The 11,879-nt window shown below is 38.2% G+C and carries 7 protein-coding genes and 1 pseudogene; 2 read left to right on the top strand and 6 right to left on the bottom strand.

Annotated elements, in window-relative coordinates:
- Nucleotides 1–237 precede the first annotated feature (237 nt).
- The 5 genes and pseudogenes from AA650_RS12785 to AA650_RS12765 all read right to left on the bottom strand — a co-directional run.
- Nucleotides 238–1,026, bottom strand: a complete 789-nt coding sequence (locus AA650_RS12785) for a Nif3-like dinuclear metal center hexameric protein (protein ID WP_053539308.1) — start codon at nt 1,024–1,026, stop codon at nt 238–240.
- 36 nt (nt 1,027–1,062) lie between these two features.
- A complete protein-coding gene (gene arsB / locus AA650_RS12780; protein WP_053539307.1) occupies nt 1,063–2,139 on the bottom strand; it encodes an ACR3 family arsenite efflux transporter in 1,077 nt (358 codons plus the stop codon).
- Between the two features lie 226 nt (nt 2,140–2,365).
- Nucleotides 2,366–3,628: an organoarsenical effux MFS transporter ArsJ gene (arsJ, locus tag AA650_RS12775; protein ID WP_053539306.1), complete on the bottom strand. Its 1,263-nt coding sequence runs from the start codon at nt 3,626–3,628 to the stop codon at nt 2,366–2,368.
- A gap of 111 nt (nt 3,629–3,739) precedes the next feature.
- The gene (locus AA650_RS12770; protein WP_053541282.1) at nt 3,740–4,756 is read right to left on the bottom strand and encodes an ArsJ-associated glyceraldehyde-3-phosphate dehydrogenase; all 1,017 of its coding nucleotides are present in this window, start codon (nt 4,754–4,756) and stop codon (nt 3,740–3,742) included.
- A gap of 816 nt (nt 4,757–5,572) precedes the next feature.
- Nucleotides 5,573–6,259 (bottom strand): annotated as a pseudogene (locus tag AA650_RS12765) (phosphate ABC transporter substrate-binding protein PstS family protein); the annotation flags it as partial.
- Between the two features lie 269 nt (nt 6,260–6,528).
- On the opposite strand from AA650_RS12765, the gene AA650_RS12760 reads away from it, so the two are divergent.
- A complete protein-coding gene (locus tag AA650_RS12760; protein WP_081424365.1) occupies nt 6,529–7,962 on the top strand; it encodes a slr1306 family protein in 1,434 nt (477 codons plus the stop codon).
- Nucleotides 7,963–9,092: 1,130 nt separating this feature from the next.
- Here the strand turns inward: AA650_RS12760 and AA650_RS12755 are convergent.
- Nucleotides 9,093–9,725, bottom strand: a complete 633-nt coding sequence (locus tag AA650_RS12755) for a Uma2 family endonuclease (protein WP_027403870.1) — start codon at nt 9,723–9,725, stop codon at nt 9,093–9,095.
- A gap of 134 nt (nt 9,726–9,859) precedes the next feature.
- Between AA650_RS12755 and AA650_RS12750 the strand changes: the two genes are divergently transcribed.
- A complete protein-coding gene (locus tag AA650_RS12750) occupies nt 9,860–11,245 on the top strand; it encodes a serine/threonine-protein kinase (protein ID WP_234413178.1) in 1,386 nt (461 codons plus the stop codon).
- The last annotated feature ends 634 nt before the right edge of the window (nt 11,246–11,879 follow it).

Below are 11,879 nucleotides of genomic sequence, written 5' to 3'. Positions count from 1 at the left end.
TAAATTTATATGTGGAGGTATTTTAGTGGCACATCTCTACATCGGGTTTAAGATGGTATAAGTGATTGTATTCATGAAATTAGCAATTTTACATACAGTGTAAAGGTCAGCATGGTACTGGTAGTTCGTCAAATTTATTTTGACGGGTAATGATCGGAAAAAACTTCTGTTCTTCCCTCCCCTGCCTCTGTTCTCCCCCTGCTTTCCTTCACCCGTCATTTTCGGGTTGACAGACTACTAGGTTAGAAACTGGCGAAAATCTTCATCTTTCTGACTCAATTGCACCCAATCTAAGTTAAGAGCTTGAAATTTCTGAACTAGGCGATCGCACGCTGGGCGTTCTGTGGCATAATGTCCAGCATCAATTAATATAATACCACGATCACGGCTTTCTTGGAATTGATGAAATTTACAGTCAGACGTTAAGTAAACCTGAGCATTAGTTTTGACTACTGCTGAAATATAACCTGCACCTGAACCACCTAAAACAGCTACCCGTGAAATTTGCTGTTGTAAATCAGCCATTGGGGAAAAAATCAAATGAGGTGGATTTAATTGAGATTGAATATTATTAATTAATTCTTGCAATGTCAAAGTAGGTTTTATATTTCCTACACGCCCATAACCTAAACCTGCTTGGGTAGGAACAATAGGTGATACTTCTTGAAGTTCCAGAAGTTGCGCTAAAACGTCAGCAGTTCCATCTGCCACTTGGTCAAAATTAGTATGGGCGGTATAAATTCCGATGTTGTGGGTAAAGGCTAACCGCACCATTTCTGTTAAAGCGTCCCCAGTGCGGAAAGATTTGGGGGGATGAAAAATGAGGGGGTGATGGGCAAATATAAGGTTAGCATGGAGAGCGATCGCTTCCTGCATAACGGCTAAAGTCGGAGTTAAACACACCAAAACCCGTGCTTCTGTAGACAAAACACCGGGTTCAACTTGCCAACCGCAATTATCCCAGCTTTCGCACCAAGCGGGATTTGCCCATTCTTCAAACCAAGTAATTAAATCAGTAACTTTCATTAAATTCAAATAAATCAATAGATTAAACGTATTTAATTATAATCCTACTGGTGGAGATAACCTAAAAAAATGTTTCTTAATCCAGAAAGATACATTGACTAAACTAATTAAGACTGGCACTTCTACCAATGGTCCAATGACAGCAGCAAAAGCCACACCAGATTTAATTCCGAATACAGAAATAGCTACAGCTATTGCTAATTCAAAATTATTACCAGCAGCAGTAAATGCCACACTAGCAGCTTTTGCATAGTCGGCTTTGATTTTCCATGCTAGGTAAAAAGCACTCAAAAACATGAATAGGAAATAGATAATTAACGGAATGGCAATGCGGACAACATCCAGAGGAATCTGCACAATTAAATTACCCTTTAAACTAAACATTACCATGATGGTAAATAAGAGAGCAATTAAAGTTATGGGGCTGATTTTTGGAATAAATTCTTGATTATACCACTGCTTACCTTTAGCTTTCACTAAAATAAGGCGAGTCATAAATCCAGCCAGAAAAGGAATACCTAAATAGATAAAAACGCTGTTAGCAATTTCCCTAATACTGATATTTACAATAGTTCCTTGTACGCCAAATAAAGGCGGTAAAATAGTCAGGAAAAACCAAGCATAAACGCTGTAAAAGAGAATTTGAAAAATACTATTAAAAGCAACCAGTCCGGCTGTATATTCAGTATCTCCTTTAGCTAAGTCACTCCAGACAATTACCATAGCAATACAAGGGGCTATTCCCACCATGATTAACCCAGTCATATATTCAGGTTTATCGCGTAAAAAAAGAATAGCAAGTGTAAACATTACAATTGGGGCAATTATCCAAGTTAGCGATAATGATAGTCCGAGAATTTTTTTATTACGAAATACATCTCCTAATTCTTCATATTTTACCTTTGCTAAGGGTGGGTACATCATCAAAATTAAACCAATAGCAATGGGAATGTTGGTTGTTCCTATTTGGAAATGATTGATAAAAACTTCTATTGTGGGGAAAAAATAGCCTAAACCCACTCCAGTTGCCATTGCCAGAAATATCCACAATGTCAAAAAGCGATCCAGAAAAGAAAGGCGTTTTATAGTCGGTTGTTTAGTTACATATTCCACTTAATTAACCTTTATAAATGTTAGTTTCAGATCCCCGACTTCTTAGAGAAGTCGGGGATCTTGTTGTCATTATAAAATCTGTATTTATTACAAATTAGTATTTAGGCAAGAGGCAAAAACTGTCACCAATTGCCTACTACCATATTTAAAATCAAATAAATTTTGGAGTCATCCAACTAGAGTAGGATATACCTGTTTACATAGCATATCTTTAGACTGGGAAATATTATTCTCCGTCTCCAGCTTTCCAAGCTATAGATTTACTAGGTTGAGGATTAGGTAACTTCAGAGAAACTAAACCTGCTGCGAATACGAAAAACATTGATGTCCACAGACAACCAACTAAGCCAAATATTTGATAAACCAAACCGGATAAAACTGTACCCACAAGACGACCACCGGAGTTTGCCATATAGTAAAAACCCACATTTAAAGCGACCTTATCATCATCAGTAAATGCTAAAACCAGATAGGAATGGACAGCGGAATTGAAAGCAAATACGACACCAAAAACGAGAAGTCCAGCAATAATTACGATATTAGCGGGTAAACCTAATTGTAATGCCAGAGCGATCGCACCAGGAACAGCCGTTAATGTAAATGTCCAGAATCGAATAGTTTGAGATTGAGGTGGACGACCAGAACCAAATCGCTGCATGAGTGTTGGTGCTAAAAATTGAATAATCCCATAACCAATCACCCAACAAGCTAAAAATCCCCCCACTTGATAAAAAGACCAGCCCAAAGTCCCACGTAAAAACACTGGTAAAGCCACAACAAACCATACATCTCTAGATCCAAATAAAAAGAATCGCGCCGCCGAGAGAATATTTATTTCTGCGCTTTTAGAGAAAAGTTGGCTAAATTTGACCTTTTTCTTGATTTTACCCATGGCTTTGGGCAGCATTAACCCAGAAAACATAATTAAAGCCAGTCCCCCAGCCATAATCCATAGGGAATTAATAAAACCCACAGAACTGAGAAGGGCGCTACCAAGAAAGAAACCAACACCTTTCAAAGCATTCTTAGAACCTGTGAGTACAGCCACCCACTTAAACAAAGAAGATTGGGCATCTTGAGGCACAACCAAGCGAATGGCGCTTTTAGAACTCATCTTCGTTAAGTCCTTAGCAATTCCCGAAAATGCCTGTGCAACCATCACATAAAGGACTGAAAGCCACTGCGCCCACCCTGGATTCAGAAAAGACAGCATAATTAAAGAAAACACCTGTAATCCAATCCCAGTATAAAGAGTTACTTTTAACCCAAACTGGGAACCAATCCAACCGCCGAGAAAGTTTGTAACAATTCCAAATACCTCGTAAAACAGGAACAGAGAGGCAATTTGAATAGGTGTATAACCAATTTTATTAAAATAGAGCAAAACCAACATTCGCAAAGCCCCATCAGTCAAAGTGAAGCCCCAGTATGCCAGTGTCACCAGAATATAATTCTTGAAATTAGAATTAGAAGCAGTAGTAGAAGCCATGATTAAAAGTTCAAAATCGTAAATACAAACTAAAATTCTCTCTCCGTCTCTGCGCCTCTGCGTGCAAAAATCCTTATGGGGTAGGACAGAAAACCCACCCCTGGAAAACCATTATTTTTGCAAACTTAAAGCCACCTTTCGCGCTAATTCAGTCATGCGGTTAACATAACCCCATTCATTGTCATACCAAGCCAAGATTTTCACCTGAGTTTCGTTGATAACCATTGTCGAAAGGGCATCAATAATTGCAGAACGAGGATCATCTTTATAATCAATAGAAACTAAAGGACGTTCTTCATAACCCAAAATTCCTATTAATGGTTCTTGTGCAGATGCAGTTTTTAATAAATCATTAACTTCGGCTATTGTTGTCGGACGCACAACTTCAAATACACAATCTGTGAGAGAAGCATTTAACAAAGGTACACGCACGGCTAAACCATTTAATTTACCATTCAATTCTGGATAAATTAACCCAATAGCTGTGGCTGAACCTGTGCTAGTGGGAATTAATGACATACTTGTAGCCCTAGCCCGACGCAAATCTTTATGAGGTGCATCTACAATAGTTTGAGTATTAGTATTGTCGTGAATTGTGGTAATTACTCCATGTTTAATTCCTAAACCTTCATGAATTACTTTTACGACTGGGGCTAAACAATTAGTAGTACAAGAAGCTGCTGTTAATAAATGATGCTTATCAGGTTCATAGAGGTGATCATTTACCCCCATGACAATGTTTAAAGCCTCTTGTTTAACAGGTGCAGCCACAATTACCTTCTGCACACCTCTTTTAAAATAAGGGTCAAGAGTAGCGGGAGTTCTAAACTTACCAGAACATTCCAAAACTATATCAACCCCAAAATCTTCCCAAGGAACTTCACCCGGTTGAGAATATTCAGTAAAACTGAGAGATTTACCATCAATAACAACTTGGTTTTCGACCGCTTCTACTTCTGGTGTCCAACGCCCATGTACAGAATCAAATTTGAGTAAATGTGCTGCGGCTTCTGTTCCGCCTTTGGTTTCATTAATGTGAACAAATTCTATTTCTGGCCAATCCCAAGCAGCACGAACGGACAACCTGCCCATGCGTCCGAATCCATTAATTCCTACTTTAATTGTCATTTCAAAAAAAGTTGATATGTTAATATTGACTCTAGCATCAGATGTAAACATTAATCAAGGAAAATTGATGTATTGTTTATACACAGCAGAAAAAACGTTTTTAGCAGCTTGCTAGTTTCCAGCATTAGCAGACGTTTGTTCACCAACCTCAATCCGAGTAACGGGTTTTGGACTAAAGTGAAGTAAAAGCTTTTTCCTGGTTGCAGATAGAACGTTTGTGGAAAGAGCGATCGCCCAAACCAAAGTAACAATTAATCAACTAATCCAAGCTACTTACTTAACCAGAGTAGCCGGATTAAGTTTAGTGCATATTTTGAACAGCAAGGTATAAGGCGGTTGTTACCAGAAGCAAAATCAGCAGAAGTTGTAGTTTAACCTTTCATATCCCCGACTTCTTCAAGAAGTCGGGGATATAACGCAACGCAATGATATATTTAAATTAAGTTCACTATGCATTTAATGATTGGATTTATAATAATGTTGAATTCAATACACCAGATTACTATGCGTTGAGGTACGGATACTTTGGGTGGGAAGAGAGACGGTGTGGGTGGTCTTCGAGTTGTGGGTTTCTTCTCTCGCGTCGAGACTTGTAAACTGTAACATTTAAGGGTTACAGAAAAATATTAAGTCAGAATCAGGATATCCAGGATTAAAGGATTTACAGGATGGTAATTTATAGATGGTTTGTTTGGTGATGAAAATTGCATTTGTCTGAATCAGGATATCCAGGATTAAAGGATGTACAGGATGGTAATTTATAGACGGTTTAAATTATTCAAAAACAATCATTCAAAAACATCCTGAAAAATCCCCATAACCCAAAGCATTAGGATCTTTATTAACACCAGTAACTAAAACTTCATCATTTTCACTGGCTGTGTAATCTTTGCGACTGGCTTTGGCTTTACCGACAATTGCTTCGGTAAAATAATCATAAGTTCCAGACTTACCACCGGGACCATATAATTTAATTGGGCGGTCTGGCCAAGAATCTCGGACTTGATTCCATTTTGTAATTTTTCCTTCAGCCGCAGGTTCCCAGATTTTTTTCAATTCGGCTACTGTAATGTCTTTTGCCCAAGTGTTTTGGGGGTTAACAGCAATGGTTACGGCATCAAAAGCTATGGGTAATTCCATGTAACTTACGCCATTTTTCTTGCAAGCTGCCATTTCTGACTGGTTAATTGGTCGAGAAGCATTACTGATATCTATTTTACGAGTACAAAATTTTTCAAATCCACCGCTAGTACCAGAAATATTTACTTGTATTTGACCATTATTTTTTAGGTTGGCTTGGTATGCTTTAGCTATGGACTGGGTAATGGGATATACGGTACTAGAACCATCTACTTTAATAAGTGCGTCAGTGGCAGAGTTAGTAACTTTTGTCGCTTCATTTGGTTTTTGAATATTTTGGGCAAGACCAAGCGTATTTGTAAAACTGCTTGTCAATGCTAGTATTCCGAAAGTTAAGACTAATTGGCTTGCTGTTTTATTCACTGATTTCACCTGTATAATTAGTGAGCAGACTTTTGATCCTATGTACTTATTATCTCAAAAAAAGTTGATATGTCAATATTTACCTTACCATCAGATATCCAAATTAATCAAGAAAAATTGATGTATTGTTTATACATAGCAGAAACATGATTTTAGCTGCTTGCAAATCTCCAACATCAAAAGATGTTTGTTCACCAACCGCAATCTGAGTAGCAGGTTTTCGACTAAAGTGAAGTAAAAGCTTTTTCCTCGTGTGGAGAATCACAATTGTGAAGTTACAGCGACCAATATTAGTGGGAGGACTAGGACTATCGTTCTCCCTGTGGATGTTAGACAGTTGGCATAATTCAATAGTGCAAGTGGGAGAATTCGGACTCCTGAGTGCTTTAGCCGTCGGTGGGGGTTTGTGGTTATTGAAAAAAAATCAGCCCCAATTAGGTGAACAGCTAAATGATATAGTTGCAGCTAGAACGGTTGTGGAACAAGCGATCGCTCAAACAGAAGTAATAATTAATCAGCTTTCTCAAGAAGCAGCCAATCATCCTCACCTGGCAATTCTCCGCGAAAAACTGGCTAAATTGCCCTTAGAATTGAATAGAAAGGAAATATTCATTGCCGTTACTGGTGGGAAATCCGTAGGTAAAAGTACAGTTATTAAAGTTCTAAAAACTTCCCCAAGTCTTCCGGGACTGTCTTTACATTTTTCGGAAACAGCGCCTTTGTTTTCGGTAGTTGGTGAAAACTCCGATGTTGTTACCTTATCAGAAATGCAGAAATCTGATTTTGTCTTATTTCTGACAAACGGTGATTTAACAGATTCAGAATTTCAGGTTTTACAACAGCTAAAAGCTGTAAAACAACCAAGTTTGCTGGTTTTCAACAAACAGGATCAATATCAACCTGATCAACGCGCTACAGTTTTCCAATCATTAAAGCAGCGCATTGGTGCAAATGTAGTTGGGACTGCGGCTTCTCCCGTACCGGTGAAAGTGCGAAAACATCAAGAAGATGGTTCTTTCCAAGAATGGATGGAACAACCAACGCCAGATATCCAGCAGTTGACACAACAAATAGGGGAAGTTGTGGGACAGCAGAGAGAACAGCTAGTTTGTAATACTACAAATCACAGAGTATTATTACTGAAAGCTGAAGCTAAAAATTGTTTAAATGGTGTGAGAAGAGATCAAGCTACACCCTTTGTAGAACAATATCAGTGGATTGCAGCGGCGGCGGCATTTGCTAACCCTGTACCTGCTTTAGATATTCTCGCAACTGCGGCGATTACGGCTCAAATGGTGATAGATTTAGGTAATATATATCAGCAGAAAATTTCCTTAGAACAAGCGCAACAAGTAGCTGGAACTATGGGAAGTTTGATGTTGAAATTAGGTTTAGTGGAACTTTCCACTAGGGCTGTAACGGGTATTATGAAAACTAATGTTGCTACCTTTGTCGCTGGGGGAATGGTAGAAGGAGTTAGCGCTGCTTACCTAACCAGAGTAGCCGGATTAAGTTTAGTTGAATATTTTGAACAGCAAGAAATTGCTTTAGAATCGGGAAGCGCTTTAAATCTCGACAAACTGCATCAAGTTTTGCAAACTGTATTCCAGCAAAATCAAAAAATGGCTGTTTTGGAAGCTTTTGTCAAGCAAGGTGTAAAGCGGTTGTTACCAGAAGCAAAACCAGTAGAAGTTGTTGCTTAACCTTTCATATCCCCGACTTCTTTAAGAAGTCGGGGATATGAATCTCTCTCTCAATTGTCAGAATCAGGATATCCAGGATTAAAGGATTTTCAGGATATTAGTTCATAGATGGTTTGTTGGTGATGAAACTTGTATTTGTCTGAATCAGGATAACCAGGATTTTAGGATGTACAGGATATTAGTTCATAGATGGTTTGTTGGTGATGAAAGTTGTATTTGTCTGAATCAGGATATCCAGGATTAAAGGATTTTCAGGATATTAGTTTATAGATGGTTTGTTGGTGATGAAAGTTGTATTTGTCTGAATCAGGATAACCAGGATTAAAGGATTAACAGGATAGTAGTTTATAGATGGTTTAAATTATTCGAAAACAATCATTCAAAAACATCCTGAAAAATCATCAACTCCCCACCAAAAATCATCCAACAACATCCTGAAAATCCTCAAATCCTGGACATCCTGATTCAGACAAAAAAATCACCAACTCCCCACCAAAAATCATCCAACAACATCCTGAAAATCCTCAAATCCTGGACATCCTGATTCAGACAAAAAAATCACCAACTCCCCACCAAAAATCATCCAACAACATCCTGAAAATCCTCAAATCCTGGACATCCTGATTCAGACAAAAAAATCATCAACTCCCCACCAAAAATCATCCAACAACATCCTGAAAATCCTCAAATCCTGGACATCCTGATTCAGACAAAAAAACCTCAAACTCCCACCAAAAATCATCCAACAACATCCCGAAAATCCTCAAATCCTGGACATCCTCATTCAGACAAAAAAACCTCAAACTCCCACCAAAAATCATCCAACAACATCCTGAAAATCCTCAAATCCTGGACATCCTGATTCAGACAAAAAAATCATCAACTCCCCACCAAAAATCATCCAACAACATCCTGAAAATCCTCAAATCCTGGACATCCTGATTCAGACAAAAAAACCTCAAACTCCCACCAAAAATCATCCAACAACATCCCGAAAATCCTCAAATCCTGGACATCCTCATTCAGACAAAAAAACCTCAAACTCCCACCAAAAATCATCCAACAACATCCCGAAAATCCTCAAATCCTGGACATCCTGATTCACACAATTAAAATTCCTAGATATATCATCAACTATTCACCCAACTTCTGAAAGCCTTTAATGTTGCATTTCTTCCTATAGTTCGACTTTTTTCTAAATATTGAGGAATGACTTCAATTAAAGGTAAATCAGGAAAATTTAAACTAGATTTCGATTCCACATAAACACCATCTTGTAAAATATTAATTCGCAAAATTCCGTTTTCAAACCGCCATACTTCAGGAACTTTCAAACCTTGATATATGTTCAAATGGGTACGGGAAGTAATATCAATTTCCAAAGCTAAATCTGGAGGAGGGTCAATTGTTAAATCTAATCTTTTTTTACCCCGAATTACAGCTTCATTTTTAATATAAAAACATTGATCAGGTTCTATACCTTGTGCCATAAATTGATTTTTAAAGGTCGTAGAACCAAGACATCTAAACTCAATATTTAGTTCTTCTAATAAAGCCTTAACTAAATCGCTAATAATTTCTTTATCGTCTTCATGTTCTGGTAAAGGACTCATAATTTCTAATCTTCCCCTATCATAAGCAATTCGCGCGGCACGATGTTCTCCCAATTCTTCAATAATTGTTTCTAATTCTTTCCAAGTCACATTTTCTAATATAACTCTTTGTCCTGGTGGTACATGAATGCGCTTTAATTCTAACAACATCATTGCCACTCCTGATGATTTAAATATTTTGATATTATAACATCCAGGACAAGATCCCCGACTTCTTCAAGAAGTCGGGGATCTAACGCAATGATATAATTAGATTCATCTCCACCGTATCTACTATCAAGGGTATGATTATTTGGCAACCAGGGCAGCAAATCAATAACGGTAGATTTATCATTCAGGGTAAACCCTTGGGTAGTGGTGGTTTTGGAACTACCTACAAAGCCTTAGAACCCAGCACGGGTAAATTATATGCCATTAAAACCCTCAATCAGCAAATGCAATTGCGAGAGGACTTTCCAGAACAGCAGGTTAAGTTTATTAACGAAGCCTTGACAATTAAAGGTTTTGATCATAGGCATATTCTCAAAGTCCATGAAGTCATTCAAGCAGGTGAGCTTTTTGGCGTGGTGATGGAATATATTGATGGAGTAACTTTATTTCAACATCTTCGACAAAACGGACAACTTGCCGAAAGCGAAGCACTATTATATATAGATCAAATTGGTCAGGCTTTAGAATATATTCACGCCAAAGGCAGTTTACACCGGGACATTAAACCTGCAAATATTCTTTTACGACAAAATAAACAAGAAGCGGTTTTAATTGATTTTGGTTTAACTCGCAGTATTGCTACTAAAAGCATGACAAATGCTTTAACAGAAGGTTATGCACCTATTGAACAATATCGTCGCAAAGGGAGTTTTGGACCCCATACCGATGTTTACGCTTTAGCTGCTACTTTATATTATCTGCTGACGGCTGATGGACTCAACAAAGAGGGGGAAGTTAGTCCAGTACCCGCGCAAAACCGGAAATATGAGAATGAACCTTTACCAGCGCCAAAACATTATAATTCTCGCATTAGTCAGAGGGTGAATGATGCTATTTTGCAGGGTATGGAAATAGAACCGGAAAACCGGACTCCGACGGTTTTGAAGTTTCGGGAAAATTTGGGTTTGGTTGTTCAACCGAGAAGAACCCCACCCCCTAACCCCCTCCCCGCAAGCGAGGAGGGGGGACTAAAATCATCCTGTGGAATGGACTACAGGAAACTGCGTGACTACCTCGCACAAGGGAAATGGAAGGAAGCAGACGACCAAACAAAACGGGTGATGTTAGCGGTTGCGAAACGGGAAAAGGAAGGTTGGTTAGATGTTGAAAGTATTGATAATTTTCCCTGTGAAGACCTCCGCACCATTGACCAGTTGTGGGTAAAATACAGTGGTGGTAAGTTTGGTTTTTCTGTGCAGAAACGAATTTATCAAAGTTTCGGTGGAAGGAGAGAATATAATGAGGAAATATGGGAGAAGTTCGGGGACAATGTAGGATGCAGAAAAGGAGGCTACTGGTTGTACTCCGAGGATATTACTTTTGACAAGAAAGCACCAGAAGGCCACCTCCCCACTGGGGTGTGTGGTGAATTATTTGCGGCGTGGGCGTGGGGGAATGGTATTCACTTGGGGGAGTTTTTGATGGTTGGACGTGTTCTTCTCTCGCGTCGAGACTTGTAAACTGTAATATTTAAGGGTTACAGAAAATTATTAAGTCTGAATCAGGATAACCAGGATTAAAGGATGTACAGGATGGTAGTTTATAGATGGTTTGTTTGGTGATGAAAGTTGTATTGGTCTGAATCAGGATGTCCAGGATTAAAGGATGTACAGGATGGTAATTTATAGATGGTTTGTTTGGTGATGAAAGTTGTATTTGTCTGAATCAGGATGTCCAGGATTAAAGGATTAACAGGATGGTAATTTATAGATGGTTTGTTTGGTGATGAAAGTTGTATTTGTCTGAATCAGGATAACCAGGATTAAAGGATTAACAGGATGGTAATTTATAGATGGTTTGTTTGGTGATGAAATTTGCATTTGTCAGAATCAGGATAACCGGGATTTAAGGATGTACAGGATGGTAATTTATAGATGGTTTAAATTATTCAAAAACAATCATTCAAAAACATCCTGAAAAAAAACAACTTCCAAAAAACAATCATCCAATCACATCCTGTACATCCTCAAATCCTGGATATCCTGATTCAGACAAAAAAAATCACCAACTCCCACCAAAAATCATCTAATAACATCCTGTAAATCTTTACATCCTGGATATCCTGATTCAGAATATTACAGAATAAGATATGAT

The sequence above is a fragment of the Anabaena sp. WA102 genome, from assembly GCF_001277295.1.
In the GTDB taxonomy this organism is placed as follows: Bacteria; Cyanobacteriota; Cyanobacteriia; order Cyanobacteriales; family Nostocaceae; genus Dolichospermum; species Dolichospermum heterosporum.
This window is presented reverse-complemented; position numbering and strand designations above follow the sequence as displayed.

Coding starts and splice junctions, on each gene's coding strand:
- AA650_RS12785 (WP_053539308.1), bottom strand. CDS start 1,026: ATGAAAGTTACTGATTTAATTACTTGGTTTGAAGAATGGGCAAATCCC.
- arsJ (WP_053539306.1), bottom strand. CDS start 3,628: ATGGCTTCTACTACTGCTTCTAATTCTAATTTCAAGAATTATATTCTG.
- AA650_RS12770 (WP_053541282.1), bottom strand. CDS start 4,756: ATGACAATTAAAGTAGGAATTAATGGATTCGGACGCATGGGCAGGTTG.
- AA650_RS12755 (WP_027403870.1), bottom strand. CDS start 9,725: ATGTTGTTAGAATTAAAGCGCATTCATGTACCACCAGGACAAAGAGTT.
- AA650_RS12750 (WP_234413178.1), top strand. CDS start 9,860: ATGATTATTTGGCAACCAGGGCAGCAAATCAATAACGGTAGATTTATC.